The organism is Vibrio sp. 1-1(7), assembly GCF_013048485.1.
Lineage (GTDB): Bacteria > Pseudomonadota > Gammaproteobacteria > Enterobacterales > Vibrionaceae > Vibrio > Vibrio fujianensis.
In genome coordinates this window covers 258,204-274,225 of the sequence record NZ_VHSP01000001.1, presented here as the reverse complement: position 1 = coordinate 274,225, position 16,022 = coordinate 258,204, and the positions used below count along the sequence as shown (strand labels likewise).

15 protein-coding genes are annotated in these 16,022 nt (G+C 44.3%); 4 read left to right on the top strand and 11 right to left on the bottom strand.

The features are described from left to right. Positions 1-37: 37 nt before the first annotated feature. From rnd to FKN05_RS01375, 8 genes are all read right to left on the bottom strand, one after another. The gene (rnd, locus tag FKN05_RS01410) at positions 38-1,156 is read right to left on the bottom strand and encodes a ribonuclease D (RefSeq protein WP_170886667.1); all 1,119 of its coding nucleotides are present in this window, start codon (positions 1,154-1,156) and stop codon (positions 38-40) included. A gap of 112 nt (positions 1,157-1,268) precedes the next feature. Further along, positions 1,269-2,966: a long-chain-fatty-acid--CoA ligase FadD gene (gene fadD / locus FKN05_RS01405; RefSeq protein ID WP_161430883.1), complete on the bottom strand. Its 1,698-nt coding sequence runs from the start codon at positions 2,964-2,966 to the stop codon at positions 1,269-1,271. Positions 2,967-3,076: 110 nt separating this feature from the next. Next, complete coding sequence (locus FKN05_RS01400) at positions 3,077-3,934, bottom strand: alpha/beta hydrolase (RefSeq protein ID WP_161427516.1); 858 nt, start codon at positions 3,932-3,934, stop codon at positions 3,077-3,079. Further along, the gene (locus FKN05_RS01395; protein WP_170886663.1) at positions 3,934-4,488 is read right to left on the bottom strand and encodes a Slp family lipoprotein; all 555 of its coding nucleotides are present in this window, start codon (positions 4,486-4,488) and stop codon (positions 3,934-3,936) included. Before FKN05_RS01395 ends, FKN05_RS01400 begins: the two co-directional genes overlap by 1 nt. Before the next feature lie 16 nt (positions 4,489-4,504). Beyond that, complete coding sequence (locus FKN05_RS01390; RefSeq protein ID WP_099611428.1) at positions 4,505-4,801, bottom strand: chromosome partitioning protein ParA; 297 nt, start codon at positions 4,799-4,801, stop codon at positions 4,505-4,507. 63 nt (positions 4,802-4,864) lie between these two features. Beyond that, positions 4,865-5,572 carry a tRNA (adenosine(37)-N6)-threonylcarbamoyltransferase complex dimerization subunit type 1 TsaB gene (gene tsaB, locus FKN05_RS01385; RefSeq protein ID WP_170886661.1) on the bottom strand — a complete coding sequence of 236 codons (708 nt, stop codon included), beginning with the start codon at positions 5,570-5,572 and terminating at the stop codon, positions 4,865-4,867. 8 nt (positions 5,573-5,580) lie between these two features. Further along, on the bottom strand, positions 5,581-7,509 hold the full coding sequence (yoaA, locus tag FKN05_RS01380; protein ID WP_170886659.1) for a DNA repair helicase YoaA: 1,929 nt from the start codon (positions 7,507-7,509) through the stop codon (positions 5,581-5,583). A gap of 103 nt (positions 7,510-7,612) precedes the next feature. Further along, positions 7,613-7,816, bottom strand: coding sequence for a hypothetical protein (locus tag FKN05_RS01375; protein WP_099611431.1), 204 nt, complete (start codon positions 7,814-7,816; stop codon positions 7,613-7,615). Between the two features lie 182 nt (positions 7,817-7,998). Between FKN05_RS01375 and purU the strand changes: the two genes are divergently transcribed. Continuing rightward, positions 7,999-8,832 (top strand): formyltetrahydrofolate deformylase, encoded by an 834-nt coding sequence (purU, locus tag FKN05_RS01370; RefSeq protein WP_099611432.1) that lies wholly within the window; start codon positions 7,999-8,001, stop codon positions 8,830-8,832. 104 nt (positions 8,833-8,936) lie between these two features. On the opposite strand, the gene FKN05_RS01365 is transcribed toward purU, so the two are convergent. Next, positions 8,937-10,940, bottom strand: coding sequence for an NADPH-dependent 2,4-dienoyl-CoA reductase (locus tag FKN05_RS01365; protein ID WP_170887219.1), 2,004 nt, complete (start codon positions 10,938-10,940; stop codon positions 8,937-8,939). A 182-nt stretch (positions 10,941-11,122) separates the two neighbouring features. Between FKN05_RS01365 and sppA the strand changes: the two genes are divergently transcribed. Continuing rightward, positions 11,123-12,973 carry a signal peptide peptidase SppA gene (sppA, locus tag FKN05_RS01360; RefSeq protein ID WP_170886657.1) on the top strand — a complete coding sequence of 617 codons (1,851 nt, stop codon included), beginning with the start codon at positions 11,123-11,125 and terminating at the stop codon, positions 12,971-12,973. Between the two features lie 128 nt (positions 12,974-13,101). Continuing rightward, positions 13,102-14,115, top strand: coding sequence for an asparaginase (ansA, locus tag FKN05_RS01355; RefSeq protein WP_170886655.1), 1,014 nt, complete (start codon positions 13,102-13,104; stop codon positions 14,113-14,115). A gap of 146 nt (positions 14,116-14,261) precedes the next feature. On the opposite strand, the gene FKN05_RS01350 is transcribed toward ansA, so the two are convergent. Next, a complete protein-coding gene (locus tag FKN05_RS01350; RefSeq protein ID WP_099611434.1) occupies positions 14,262-14,546 on the bottom strand; it encodes a YeaC family protein in 285 nt (94 codons plus the stop codon). A gap of 102 nt (positions 14,547-14,648) precedes the next feature. On the opposite strand from FKN05_RS01350, the gene FKN05_RS01345 reads away from it, so the two are divergent. Then, a complete protein-coding gene (locus FKN05_RS01345; RefSeq protein WP_099611435.1) occupies positions 14,649-15,458 on the top strand; it encodes a DUF2989 domain-containing protein in 810 nt (269 codons plus the stop codon). 61 nt (positions 15,459-15,519) lie between these two features. Here the strand turns inward: FKN05_RS01345 and msrB are convergent, their stop codons facing one another. Next, on the bottom strand, positions 15,520-15,924 hold the full coding sequence (gene msrB, locus FKN05_RS01340) for a peptide-methionine (R)-S-oxide reductase MsrB (RefSeq protein WP_161427509.1): 405 nt from the start codon (positions 15,922-15,924) through the stop codon (positions 15,520-15,522). Positions 15,925-16,022: the final 98 nt, after the last annotated feature.

The following is a 16,022-nucleotide window of genomic DNA, read 5'->3' as shown; positions in this document are numbered from 1 at the left end:
CCGATCATTCCCGCCTAGGCGGGAATGATCGAAGTGGTCACTTTATCAAGTTATTTAATCGCTCACCGAGTAGCGGTAAACGCCAACTCTGCATCAGCTCAGGGAGGCATTCTGGATCTCGGCCTTTATTCCAAACCCAATTCACTAACTGATTTAGCTGCTTTTTGGAGGCTAAAAATTCCGTTGATAAGCCGGATGTTTGCGAGACCCCTTTCACTTCATCTTTGAGCTTCTTAAACAGTTGCTTATAGCCGGGATGATCCATCAAAGGCACGATTAATGCTGGATAGTGTTGCGCAGGAATTTGCTTTGCCTCTTTTACTATCAGTGAAATTTTCGCTCCATGACGACGAATAACATGAGGGTCAATGCCTTCCTCTTCCATCCGTTTCGTCGAGTGGAGAGCTAAACGAGCAATGGTTAATAAGTCATGCTCTCGAATCACAAAGTTAAGCGCTAAATCTCGCTTCATGGCTTCTTGATAACGCCATGTGGCTAAGGGTTTTAAAATCGCTAATGCTGGTCGATTAAGCTGCCATGCTCCTTTAATATCAAGATAAACATTCTCTGGGTCAGTCACCCGGGTTCTTTTCTCAATTTGCAGTAACGATTCTTGCTGTGCCGCATCCCACCACCCCATTTGACGAACTTTGGTCAGTAATTGCTCATACATAGGTAATAGATAAAAAACATCTGCAGCAGCATAGTCGAGCTGCTTTTGTGACAATGGCCGTGCCAGCCAATCGGTACGTGATTCACTTTTGTCTAATGTGACCGTTAATAAATCTTGCACCAAAGCAGCAAAACCGGTGGAAAGCCCATAACCGGTAAACGCGGCCATTAATTGCGTGTCAACCATAGGAAAAGGGACGCACCCAAAACGGTGTTGGAATACTTCCAGATCTTCACCACAAGCATGCAGTACTTTAAGTACTGAAACATCTTGCAATAGTGCCATGAAAGGGCTCATATCTTCGATAGCCAGTGGGTCAATCAACGCCAGTGTTTCACCATCAAATAACTGAATCAGGCCAAGTTGTGGGTAAAAAGTACGAGTCCGCACAAACTCGGTATCCAGCATTACTACATCCGATTGACGAGCGAGTGTACAAATTCGTTGTAGTTCATTAAATTGGTTAATAATTTGATAATTCACAAATGGCTCACTTTGCCTTGGTTGATTAAGAGTCGATGAGGTTAAAAAGAACAATGCCGACAAGTTGAGTCGGCATTGTAACACTATAAATGGTGATCACTGAGCAACAGAACTAAGCACTTTTTGCCTTTTCTGCTTGTTGTGCATCATTTTCTTCACGCAATACGCGGCGTAAAATTTTACCGACATTGGTTTTTGGTAGTTCTTCACGGAACTCAATCAATTTAGGTACTTTATACCCCGTTAGGTGCTTACGGCAATGAGCAATCACCTCTTCTTTGGTCAAACTTGGATCGCGTTTGACGATATAGATTTTCACTACTTCGCCTGAAACCTCATGAGGTTGACCAATCGCTGCCACTTCAAGCACTTTGCCGTGTAACGCAACCACATCTTCAATTTCATTTGGATAAACGTTGAAACCGGAGACAAGAATCATGTCTTTTTTACGATCAACAATATAGACCATGCCTTGTTCATCGAATTTGACAATATCACCAGTGGATAACCATCCCTCTTCATCAATCACTTCTTTGGTGGCTTCTGGGCGTTGCCAGTATCCCTGCATCACTTGAGGGCCACGAACTTGTAGCTCACCCGTTTGATCATATCCCAACACCTGCCCTTCATCGTCGACAATTCGAACTTCAGTCGACGGTACAGGCAAACCAATCGCCCCCGAATAATCGGAAAGATCATAAGGGTTGCCTGTCACTAAAGGAGAGCATTCGGTCAAACCATAGCCTTCTAATAAATGGATTCCGGTGATCTTTTTCCATTTTTCAGCGACCGCACGTTGTACAGCCATACCACCACCGACCGACAGTTTGAGATGGCTAAAGTCGAGTTCATGAAAGTCTTCATTATTCACTAGGGCATTGAATAACGTGTTCACCCCGGTGAGTGCAGTGAATGAGTATTTTTGTAGCTCTTTTACAAATCCGGGGATATCTCGTGGATTGGTGATCAATAAATTGCTCCCGCCCATTTCAATGAACAGCAACAGGTTAACGGTTAACGCAAACACGTGATAGAGCGGTAACGCCGTTACCACAAGCTCTCGTCCTTCACGCAATACTGGCCCGTAAGCACCTTTAGCTTGTAATACGTTAGCAATCATATTGCGGTGCGTTAAAATAGCTCCTTTCGCAACGCCTGTCGTCCCCCCCGTGTATTGTAAGAAGGCGATATCTTCTCCTGACATGAAGGGTTTGACATACTGTAAACGTCGACCTTTACGCAGTGCTTTGCGCATAGAAATGGCACCCGGTAGATCATATTTAGGAACCATGCCTTTCACGTACTTAACCACAAAATCGACTAAAGTACCTTTTGCTCGCGGCAGCATTTGCCCAAGGCTCGTTAAGACCACGTGCTTAACTTGGGTATTGTCGACAATTTGTTCTAACGTATTGGCGAAATTAGACACAATAACAATTGTACCAACATCAGCATCATTGAGTTGGTGTTCTAATTCACGAGGGGTATACAGTGGATTGACGTTCACGGCAATCATACCCGCACGCAGAATCCCAAAGAGTGCCACAGGATATTGCAATAAATTGGGCATCATCAGAGCGACTCGATCGCCTTTTTTTAACTTAAGCTCATTTTGTAAATAGGCAGCAAACGCTCGACTGCGTTCTTCCAACTTACGAAATGTCATTACTGAGCCCATATTCATAAAAGCAGGCTGATCCGCATACTTGTGTACTGACTGCTCAAACATCTCAATCAATGATAAATATTGATCAGGATTGATGGTTTCCGGTACATCGGCGGGATAACGTGAAAGCCAAGGTTTATCCACGGTAATACTCCTCGTAATTGGCTGGCATAATTATCATTATCTTTGTTATAGAAATGATCTCTATTACAGCACAGCCAGAGCGCTTGAGCACGAAACACTCAAACACTTGTTTAAATTTTGTTAACTAAGCCAAATATTAGTTCTGCGACCTGTAAAGGTTGCTGAAGATGACAGTGATGGCCGCCAGAAATGATCTGTTTTTCCATTTTTGCATGCCAATAGTTTGCGACGTCTTGCTCAAGAGAGGCAAAACCATGCTCCCCTAATATCACCAGATGAGGGCAAACAATCTGCTCCATCACTTGCTGTGCGTGAGGTAATGACTGACGATAAAGCGATTCAGTGGTTAACTTTTTATCGTACCGCCATTGCCACTTGCCTTCTACTTGCCAAATCCCTCTTCTGACGATGGGTTCTAACAAGTGCATCGGCAATTGATTGACACGCGCTCGATGTTGCAGTGCTGCTGGCAAGCTAGAATAATAACGTTCAGATTTACGACGCAAACGATGGCGACTGATGACACCTTTTCGCCAACGCACAAGGCTATTTTCCGGTGATTCTATCAAAGGTGCGAGGCCTTCAATTTGAACGAGTCCTGCAACTTGCTCAGGAAAGACGGCACTATAGCAACTTGCGATTAAAGCACCAAGTGAATGACCGACTAATATTAGTCTGTTTGGTGAAATTGTAAGCAGTAGTTGATAAATATCGTCAATATAGTCGTGAAAAGGATAATAACTGGCGCTGGATTTGTGGCTAGAAAGGCCATGGCCGGGTAAATCAATCGCACAGAGAGCCCAATTGGGTGCTAAAGGATGTAACGCCTCTATCACGGTTTGGAAACTGGCTGCGTTATCTAACCAGCCATGTAAAAAAACTAAAGTTACCTCGGCTTGTTTTGGACAGCCAATGGTTAACCCCGCCAGTTGTCCATAATCAAGCGCATATGTGTGAGATTGTAGCATCACTTCACTTCTTGAATCACACGTCCACGGCGTGGGTAATCATCAATAGAACGACAATGAAAATGACCACAAGGGAAAAGATAAGGGCCAATATCATCGATAATAATCCGCTCTTCGACTCGCCATAAATAGTAGCCCTTCACTTTCATGACCGGGAAATGGTAATCATATTCTCCCACGTTTCCCTGCTCTGATGCCGCAGTGGTACCAATCATGGAGATCAAACGCCCAGGGCCATAGGTGACGGGATCAAGAAACCCATCCACATATCCGACAAAACGCCCTTGAGGTTCATGCGCTAAATTCGGACGACCTGATTGATCAAGAGGTAGATTCACAATCTCAATTCTGGTGCTATCAGTCAGGTTGGTGATTTGGGCAATCACGCCGCCTAAACGAACCTCTTCATGTGCGTTAGCTGGCCTTTTAGACCACTCGGTGTAATCAGAAATTACCGATTGTTGTTCGCTCATCAATTGAGGAGGAAGAGAAGCACAAGCAGTCAATATCATTAGCAGCGAAAACAAACCGAGACGAAATGGATGGTGCATCATGGGATTTCCCCTTTGGTTAGATATACATATCGACACCGAGCATTTGGGCAAGTTCCTCTTGTTTTGCTTGATTCATTACCCCTAAGTACTCTTCTATGGCTTTACGAGCCTGACCTTCCGGCAAATCGTAGTGCAACCTTGCGCGATCAATATCAGCGAGATCGACTTGGCGAATCGAGTGAGAAACCGCATCGGCCACTTTACTGGTTTGGCTAACTCTTGATTGCCCTTTCGCCCCGTCATTTTTCTTCGCTTTGGAAGTTTGCTGGGTATTCGAGATTCGGGCGGGGGGCAAGCCGTTAATTGCAACCATACTGCTCCTCACTCACTAAGTTTACTATTCGCTTAAATCGTACCCACGATTACCGTGGTTCGATCACGCACGCCCCGGTAATTTTTTCCAAGCAACCGTATCACGTAAATAAATCGGGCTGGTTTCTTCAACAGCAAGCGTCCGACCTTGTTGCCACTCTTGATACGCTAATACCACCATATCTTGTGCTTGTGGGTAAAGCACTCCGCTTTCTTGCTGGACAAAGGGTAAGCTCGAGAGTGTGTCTTGATAGGCCGCCCAACCTGTCCCAGCGGTTGACCACACTTGAGATTCACTTTCCTTCCCCAAGCTCGCTAGCAATGATTGCGGTGCAACGACCGATTCGGTATCAACCGTTAACCAAATGCCATTTTGTTGACGTTCAAAACGCGCCCAATACACTTCGCCCATTCGGGCATCGATCGCACACGCAACTCGAGTTACCCCCTGCTCACGATAAGCGCCTTGCGCTAAAGCGGCTAAAGTCGAGACTCCTATCATGGGTAAATCGGAACCAAACCCTAAACCTTGTGCAATTCCAATGCCAATACGAACCCCAGTAAAGCTACCTGGGCCTCGACCAAACGCTAAGGCATCCAGCTCTTGTAAGGTTAATCCCGCTTCTTTTAACACCTCATCAACCATGGGTAAGATTTTTTTGGTATGGTCACGAGGTGCAACTTCACTACGCGAGTAAATGTGCTCACCAACCATCAAAGCAACAGAACAAGCTTCTGTTGCGGTATCTAAAGCTAGAATTTTTGCGCTCATGTGTTTCTCTAATTGATTGCGGTTTCTGATTGAGACTGCAGAAAGTCTTTAACCACCTCTAAATCTCGAGTTCGAGGAATTGGTGGTAAACTAGCAAGAAAGACACCACCGTAGTCACGAGTAACTAAACGGTTATCACAAATGATCAATGCGCCTTTATCTTTCTGATCTCGAATGAGTCGTCCTACACCTTGCTTCAAGGTAATTACCGCCTCTGGCAATTGAACTTGAACAAATGGGTCCCCACCTCGTAAGCGACAATCTTCAATACGGGCTTTTAGCAGTGGATCATCAGGTGCAGTAAACGGAAGTTTGTCGATAATAACACAGCTTAGCGTATCGCCTCTAACATCAATTCCTTCCCAAAATGCGCCGGTTGCCACTAACAATGCGTTACCTAGTTCCATAAATTCCGCTAGGGTTTTCTGTTTACTGGTTTCCCCTTGTAATAATACTGGCAAGGTTAAACAAGCTCTAAATCGCTCGCCTAATTCCCGCATCATACTGTGAGAGGTGCAAAGGAAAAAACAGCGCCCTTGGTTTTGTTCAATCACTGGGGCTAACATTCGCACCAATTGATCCGCCACTCCTGGACTGTTGGGTTCCGGTAAATAACGCGGGACACATAAACGAGCTTGCTGCTGGTAATCAAAGGGGCTGGGTAAAGAGAACTGCTCACGGGGTTCTAACCCTAACCGATGAGTAAAATGGCTGAAATCATCTTGCACCGCTAAGGTTGCAGAGGTGAAAATCCACGCGCCCTCTTTGAGAGTGATTTGTTCTTGAAATTTATCGGCCACGGATAGTGGCGTAATGTGTAGGCTAAAATGACGCGGGGTTGTATCAAACCAATAAGAATATCCTGTTACGGACACATCGCAAACTCGCTCAATTCGACCTTTAATGGAATTTGCACGCTCAAATGCCGCATCAAGTAACTGGCTTCGTCCTAAAGTAAGTTTAAGAACATCAATGGCAAAATCTAAACTTTCTTGTAATCGTTCAATTTGCCGAGCGATCGCAACCGATGCCATCGCATCACGCCAGTTTCCTCGAAATCCGCAATCCCCCAGCAAAATACGTAAGTCCATTGCGCTTTGCAGTAATTTATCGCCAATTTTCTGCAATTGGCGCATGTCTTTAGCTTCGGTGCGATAACTAATTTCAATATCTTTTGCCAACTCCTGAATTTGTCGGCTCGATACTGACTGACCAAAATACTGGCTGGCAATGTCAGGGAGCTGATGTGCTTCATCAAAAATAAACACGTCAGCTTCGGGGATCAATTCACCAAATCCGGTTTCTTTAATAGCAAGATCAGCAAAAAAAAGATGATGGTTAACCACAACAATCTCCGCATCCATTGCTTTACGGCGCGCTTTAGAAACAAAACAATCTTGATAGCTTGGGCACTCTTTTCCTAAGCAGTTGTCGTTGGTGGAGGTAATGGTTGGAATGATAAGGCTGTCTTCCGGTAGCGCATCGCATTCACCAAGATCACCGGTTTTCGTTTCAGATGACCAGCTACGCACCTTGACCAGTTGAGTCAATAAGGTCGGATCGCTTCCGTTATTATGACTTTCAATCATCTGGCGGCTAAGTCGATCAAGGCAAAGGTAATTGGCTCGTCCTTTGAGTAACGCCACTTGGCCATGAAAGCCTAATGCACTAATCATCAACGGTAAATCACGATGAAAAAGTTGCTCTTGTAAGTTTTTTGACCCGGTACTGATGATGATTTTTTTGCCACTCAGTAGGGCTGGCACTAAATAAGCGAAGGTTTTGCCTGTTCCTGTTCCAGCTTCAACCACTAATTGCGATTGTTGCTCAATGGCATTAGCGACCGCTTTTGCCATATCGACTTGTGCTTGACGCCCTTGAAAGCCAGGAATGGCCTTGCCCAAAGCTCCATGTTGAGAAAAAGTTTTCGCGATCATCCTAAAAACAAGTGCCGTATTGAATGATGCGATTATGGCAGGTTTCCCTACCTAGCGCGAATTCAAATCGCATTCGCACTAGGTGAGAACTTTATTTGCGATTTTATTTGCGATTGAGGTAACGGGATAACCAAGCGGGTGCATCATAACCATCACTCGCAGAAGGCATCATCGCCTTCGCTGCATCAACTGGAGAGGCTTTGCTTTCCCACATCGCATCCAGTAATGCTTCATCAATTGGATTATCCCCCATAAGAGCATGCACTCGCTCGACATACAATTTACGTGCAAGTAATTCTTTATCCATAAACACCACCTAGCGTGCGCTCTGTTTAGAGTCGAAAGAAAAAGCCGTTATCTTCTAGCCATGATTGTTGTTGAATCTCACTTGATAATAGATTAATTATAGACCTTACTGTGTGGGCTGCATCACCGTTCTGGCTGCCCTCGATTTATTTTTATACTAAAAAGTATTCATGGAAGTTATTAATGGAAAGAAAAACCCTTCTGACGCATTGTATTGATGCCCCAGGCCTGATCTCAAAAATCACCAATATTTGTTACAAACACCAGCTTAATATTATTCATAACAATGAGTTTGTAGATAACACCAGCGGTCATTTTTTTATGCGAACGGAGCTTGAAGGGTATTTCAACGACACCACGCTGCTTGCAGACTTGGACAACGCGCTACCGAGTGGTACAAAGCGAAAATTGATCGACTCAGCACGGAAACGTATCGTTATTCTGGTGACCAAGGAAGCACACTGTTTAGGCGATATTCTCATGAAAACCTATGATGGTAGCCTAGATGTTGAAATTGCAGCGGTAGTTGGTAACTACGATAAACTGCAAAATTTAACCGAGAAATTTGATATTCCTTACCATCATGTTTCACATGATGGGCTGAATCGTCAAGAGCATGAACAGAAAATGCTGGAAGCGATAACGCCTTATCAACCCGACTTTCTAGTACTCGCAAAATACATGCGAGTTTTGACGCCAGGGTTTGTGGAAAAATTCCACCACAAAATCATCAATATTCACCACAGCTTCTTACCTGCCTTTATTGGTGCGAAACCTTATCAACAGGCTTATGAGCGTGGCGTGAAGATCATTGGTGCGACTGCACACTTTGTCACCAATGACTTAGACGAAGGCCCAATTATCAAGCAGGATGTGATTCCGGTTGATCACACCTTCAGTGCACAAGATATGGCACAAGCGGGCCGAGATGTTGAAAAAAATGTTTTAAGTAAAGCGCTCAATAAAGTCATTAACGATCATGTTTTTGTTTATGGTAATAAAACCGTTATTTTATAGCGTCTCATCAAGCATCATTGAAAAAAGTGAGGGCTGACGCCTCGTTCAGCCCTTGTTTAAACTATCGTTATCAATCAAGACAACCTTAAGATGCTGAGATCATTTTATAGTGTTAGCGCAAGCTCTACCCCTTGACGAATGGCTCGCACGGCATCAAGCTCGCCAGCATGATCTGCACCACCGATCACATGCAGCTTATCCCCAAGCTGCGACCACTGCTCTTCAAACGGTCGAACGGATTCTTGCCCTGCACAGAGAATAATATGGTCAACTGCGAGATGCTGGTGCTCTCCTTCCACAGTCACATTCAAACCGGTTTCATCGACGTTTTCATAACTGACACCACCTAACAGATGTACACCACGTTTTTCTAATGTACGTTTATGAATCCACCCCGTCGTTTTACCGGGCCCACGGCCTACTCGGCCTTTACGACGTTGTAGTAACCAGACTTGCTGTTCGCTCAATACCTCAGGGTAGGGATATAGCCCTCCAGCATGGGCCATTTCTTTATCTATTCCCCATTCATGTAACCAATCGTCTAAGCTATTTTCTTCTGGTTCGGTTAACATGGTTGCAACATCTATTCCGATACCTCCAGCACCAATAATTGCAACGTTTTGCCCAACCGGGGGTTTTTCACGAATCAGCGTTTGATAATCAATCACTTTTTCATGATTAGTGATACCATTGAGTTGAACTTTTCTGGGTTCAACACCGGAGGCCATCACCACCTCATCGTAGTTGGCTAGCATATCGAAGCTAACTTGGCAGGCTAGGTGTAACTGTACTCCCGTTTGATCAATTCGATTGGCAAAATAGCGGATGGTTTCTCTAAATTCTTCTTTCCCTGGGATTTGCATCGCCAAACGAAACTGACCTCCAATTCGGTCATGCCGTTCAAATAGATCCACTTGATGACCACGTTCAGCCAATGTGGTCGCACAAGCAAGCCCTGCTGGCCCAGCTCCGATAACCGCTATTTTTTTCTTTATCTCAACCGGTTGCGATGTTAATTCCGTCTCGTAACAAGCACGTGGATTCACCATGCAAGAAGCACGTTTGGCTTGAAAAATATTATCCAAACAGGCTTGGTTACAACCAATACAGGTATTGATCAAGGCGGCTTTCCCTTGCTCAGCTTTGAGGACAAATTCCGCATCGGCCAAAAATGGTCGAGCCATCGAGACCATATCCGCTTGCCCACTAGCAAGAATTTTCTCCGCCTGCTCTGGCGTATTAATCCGGTTACAGGTTACAACGGGCACACTTAGATGTGATTTGATTTTTTCAGTCACCCAGCTAAACGCCGCTCGCGGTACTTGAGTCGCTATTGTTGGAATCCGAGCTTCATGCCATCCAATTCCAGTATTGATAATGGTCACTCCTGCTTGCTCCAACGCTTGGGCTAATTCAACCACCTCTTCAAAAGTACTGCCCTCCTCGACCAAATCAAGCATAGATAAACGGAAAATAATAATAAAGTTAGGCCCCACCGCCGCACGAATAGCTCGAATAATTGCCAAAGGGAAACGCATGCGATTTTGATAGCTGCCTCCCCAATCGTCGTAACGAACATTAGTTCGCTTACAAATAAATTGATTGATAAGATAGCCTTCCGACCCCATCACTTCGACACCGTCATACCCTGCAAGCTGAGCAAGTTCAGCACTATTGGCAAAGGCATCGATCGTTTTACGGATTTGTCTGACACTCATCTCACTGGGCGAGAATCTAGCAATAGGCGCTTTTATGGCCGAAGCACTTTGAGCAAAAGGATGCATGGCATAGCGACCAGCATGAAGTAATTGCAGCGCAATTTTTCCACCATGGCGGTGCACTGCATCGGTCACGACTTGGTGTGCTTTGGCATGTTTAGCTTTACTAAATTCAGCACTAAGCGGATGCAATCGACCACGAAGGTTAGGAGAAAAGCCCCCAGTTACAATCAAGCCGACCCCACCTTTGGCTCGCTCTTCATAAAAGGCAGCCAACTTATGTAAACCTTCTTTATGCTCTTCAAGCCCGGTATGCATTGACCCCATCAACACGCGATTACGCAGTTGGGTAAATCCTAAATCTAATGGCTGTAATAAGTGTGGGTACATAGGCGACATCACTTTTGTTGGTCTCATCATGGTCGGACCAGAATAATCTTGCCCTTCATAAAAATCAAACAAGTGTTTACATTTTTGTAACACTGATCAATCTTGTTGTTTGGATATGACAGATCACGTAGGATGTTACACACTATGATCAGGACCTCATTCACGGTTGCATTGGAGAGACAATGAGACAGTTATTCCGATTTATTGGGCTGATATTTAAAGGATTTTGGAAAGTTATTACTTTTATCCGTTTAGCCCTCACTAACCTTATTTTCCTATTAACCATCGCTATTGTTTACTTTTTGTATCTCAGTGCCGACGCTCCAACGCCTGTTGTGGAAAAAGCTTCAGCTCTTGTGCTTAACCTCTCCGGTCCCATTGTTGAACAAAGCTCTTATCTCAACCCGATGGAGTCTTTCAGTGACTCATTATTTGGTCGGGAAATGCCCCGAGAAAATGTCTTGTTTGATGTCGTTGATACACTTCGTTATGCAAAAGATGATGATAGTGTCACAGGGCTTGTGCTCGCGTTACGAGAGATGCCTGAAACTAATTTAACCAAGCTGCGCTATATCGCTAAAGCGATCAATGAATTTAAATCGTCGGGTAAACCGGTTTATGCGATCGGGGATTTTTATAATCAAAGCCAATATTATCTTGCCAGCTATGCCGATAAAGTTTATCTCGCCCCTGATGGCGGTGTGATGTTACGCGGCTATAGTAGCTATAATTTGTACTACAAAAGCCTACTAGAAAAACTCGACGTCAATACTCATGTGTTTCGTGTCGGTACTTATAAATCTGCAGTTGAGCCCTTTATCCGAGATGATATGTCTGACCAAGCAAGAGAGTCAGCCAGTCAATGGTTAAGTCAATTGTGGGGCGCTTATATCAGTGATGTAGCTGCTAACCGTAAACTAGAGCCTCAACGTTTGAACCCGACCATGGAAGAGTTTTTGTCATTATTAAGCAATGCTTCCGGTAACTTAGCTGACTTATCCCTCTCACTCGGTTTAGTGGATCAATTAGCAACGAGACAACAGGTGCGTCACGAACTGGCTCAAGTTTTTGGCAGTAATGGTGAAGACAGTTATAACGCGATTGACTACTATCGCTACCGTAATACGATGAAACCGACCTTGATTCGTCATGCTGACGATATTGCGATTATTGTTGCCAGTGGAGCGATTATGGATGGCACTCAATCTCGCGGTAATGTCGGCGGCGATACCGTTGCAGGGTTATTGCGTCAAGCTCGTAATGATGCAAAAGTCAAAGCAGTCGTGTTACGAGTCGATAGCCCAGGAGGCAGTGCATTTGCATCTGAGGTAATTCGTAATGAAATAGACGCGCTGAAAGCGGCTGGAAAACCGGTTGTCGCCTCAATGTCAAGCCTTGCGGCATCCGGCGGATATTGGATATCAATGAGTGCCGATCAAATCGTCGCGCAGCCCACCACCTTAACCGGTTCTATCGGGATTTTTAGTGTGATCACGACTTTTGAAAAAGGACTAAATAAACTGGGCATTTATACCGATGGCGTCGGTACATCACCTTTTTCTGGCGTTGGTATTACCCGCGGATTGGACGAAAATGTGAAAGATGCGATCCAAATGGGGATCGAAAATGGCTACCAACGCTTCATTACGTTGGTCAGTAAACATCGTAACCTACCGCTTGCAGCGGTTGATAAGGTCGCACAAGGACATGTATGGACCGCGAAAGATGCCCAGCAGTATGGTCTGGTGGATACTTTAGGTGATTTTGATGATGCGGTAGCTATCGCCGCACAGTTAGCCCAACTCGAACGCTATAACCTTTACTGGGTTGAAGAACCCCTCAGCCCAGCCCAACGCTTTCTGAAAAGTCTCTTAAGCGAGGCACAGGTAAGGTTTGAGATCAATTTGGCGAGTGTGGTTCCTGCTGTTTTTCAGCCAGTAACACAGCAATTGATGCAAGATGCCTCTATTCTCAATCAACTCAATGATCCTAAAGGGTATTATGCACTGTGTTTAACGTGTCAAAGCCAGTAAAACGGCGAGATTAATGCTCGCTTACCCACATGATAGATTAAGAGGCACTTTCTAGGACTGTGCCTCTTTTTATTGCAGAAGTTTTCGCTATAATTTTGCGTCTGTTCCCTACAATAAGCGATACCCCTATGACTAGAAAGCATATTTATATTGCCTACACTGGCGGTACTATTGGTATGACCAAATCCGACCATGGTTATGTACCTGTCGCTGGATTTATGGAAAAACAATTGGCAGGTATGCCTGAATTCCATCGTCCAGAAATGCCGCTATTTACGATTCACGAATACGATCCATTGATTGATTCCTCTGATATGACACCAGAAGATTGGCAAATCATTGCTGATGACATTCGCGATAATTACGATAAATATGATGGTTTTGTCATCCTCCATGGTACGGATACCATGGCGTATACTGCATCAGCCCTATCGTTTATGTTTGAAAATTTGGGTAAGCCCGTGATTGTCACTGGCTCACAAATCCCACTAGCCGAAATTCGCTCTGATGGTCAAGCCAACTTACTTAATTCATTACACCTTGCAGCAAACTATCCCATCAATGAAGTCACTCTGTTTTTCAATAATCAATTAATGCGTGGAAACCGAAGTACCAAATCACATGCTGATGGTTTTAGTGCCTTTACTTCACCAAACTTACCCCCATTATTAGAAGCGGGTATCAATATCCAAATTAGTAACAATGTCAAAGTCGACGAAACGCCTCAGGGGCCGTTTTTGGTACATAATATTACCCCGCAACCGATCGGTGTCATTACGATGTATCCCGGCATTTCACATGAAGTAATAAGAAATACCTTACTTCAACCTGTTAATGCTATGATCCTACTCACCTTTGGTGTCGGTAATGCACCACAAAATCCCGATTTATTAGCCCATTTACACGATGCCTCTCAACGCGGGGTGATTGTCGTCAACCTCACTCAATGTCTGGCTGGGAAAGTAAATATGGGAGGATATGCAACAGGATGCGCCTTGGCTGAGTCAGGGGTAATTAGTGGTTACGACATGACCCCAGAGGCAGCTTTGGCTAAACTGCACTTTTTACTTAGCCAGAACCTCTCGTATCAAGAAGTGAAAGAAAAAATGCAACAAGTGTTGCGCGGAGAAATGAGCTTATAGATTAGTCCATCCTCAGTGTCAGACTAATTTCACTTTTATCATCAGACAAATATCACCCGACAAAGCAAAAAGCATTGTCGGGTTTTGAGTGATAACGCTTGGTTTTTTATCAAATTAAAAACGCTAACTTAGTGTGATGTGAGGGCTTACGCTTTATTCGGATTAACTCGAACAATGTCTTCTTGCTCAGTGCGAAAACGTTTTTTTAGTTCAGCTTTCGATTTTAAGACCATTTCTCCACCAATAGCTATACTCATATGGTCAGCATCATGATTATGCTTTGATTGGTACAGCATCACAGCTTGCATACAATAATCTCGCTGTGCTGCAGAAAGTGGTGTACCTTCAGGCCACTTGCCCGTTTCTACAGCGAAGAGTAAACGCTCATATGCTTCAGGGGTAATCGCATCAATCAACTGATGTGCATTCATGACCTTTTCCTTGATGACTAAGATTGCAGCCACCATAGCGAGCCCATCTAGTCAGTCAAGAGTTGCTAAATAAATCAGTGTATCGGATCACAAGCTACGACTATGAACTGGATAAAAACCTTATTACTACTACTGCCTATACTATTAGGCGGCTGTCTAGAAAACCGTAAAAATACCGATAAACTCTGCACAGATAATCCAGCATTACAGTGTGACAGGTTAAACATCAATGACGGACAATGCCGAGTCGCTCGAACCGATCTGATCTGGCATCGCTATGAGGTACTCACTAATCCCACTGTCGAGAATAAAATCACTGAATATCAGCTAACCCGTGACTATCAAAAATGCTTAGAGCTCGCGGCTCAAATCCAGCTCATTGACCAAACGGAACTCAACCAACGCCGCTTTTCTGCACTGATCAATTCGAATGAAGACTTAAAACGCATCACTCAAGAACTACATCAAATACGAACGCCTAAAGCGCTCTATTTTTTATGGAGTCAAACCGGCGATAGACAAGCTCGTCGTGATTTCTTACAACTAGAAGGCAAGCCAGAACTCGAAACGGCCGACATGCAATACGCACTAGCGACCTTTTACACCACACGAGATCAAGAGAAAACAATACGTCTTCTTATTCGAGCCCTAGAACTCAGCCCCGCAAAACAGGTTAATCCTGAAATATTTCAATCACTTGCTAGCACCCATCAAGCATTAAATAAAAAAGAAGAGGCTTACCTCTGGGCCATGGTGGGTCAGCAGTTTGGGGTTCAAATTGCCTCTCAAGCAGAGCTTAGACTGATGTATCCATTTAGTGAAGACACCTTCACGCGATTGGACAATTTAGCCAACCAATTAACCAAAGCCATCCGGCGCGGTGAATTTACGGATCGGTTAATCTCCCATTGATCATCGCGCACTCTGCTATTGTAAGCTTTTAACAAGACATGCTTAAATTATCGGCTATTTTTTACTTTTTGTTGAAAGTTAACGACACAGAGTTAACACAAAAGCGCTCCCCGGTGGTTTGAGGACCATCGGGAAATACGTGACCTAAATGGCTATCACAGACCGCACAGCGAATTTCGGTTCGTACCATTCCGTGACTTTGATCCTCTAAATAGTAAATCGCATGCTCATCGAGTGGCGCATCGAAACTTGGCCACCCACAGCCAGAATCATACTTATTCTCCGAGCTAAACAAGGGCGTTGCACAACAGGTACAGTGATATAAACCGGTTTGTTTATTGTGCAATAACCGACCACTAAATGGCGCTTCGGTTCCTTGTTGACGGCAAACATGATAAGCCTCATCACTGAGAACTTCACGCCAGTAACTATCAGGTTTTACGAATTTTTCTTCTTGTTTTGTCATACCGCCCTCCTCCTTTTTCCTCTTGAAACATTTACTTTTTTATAGAAAACTTGCTTATTCTACACCTTGTAGCACATACTTTCCTATCGAGAGAGCAA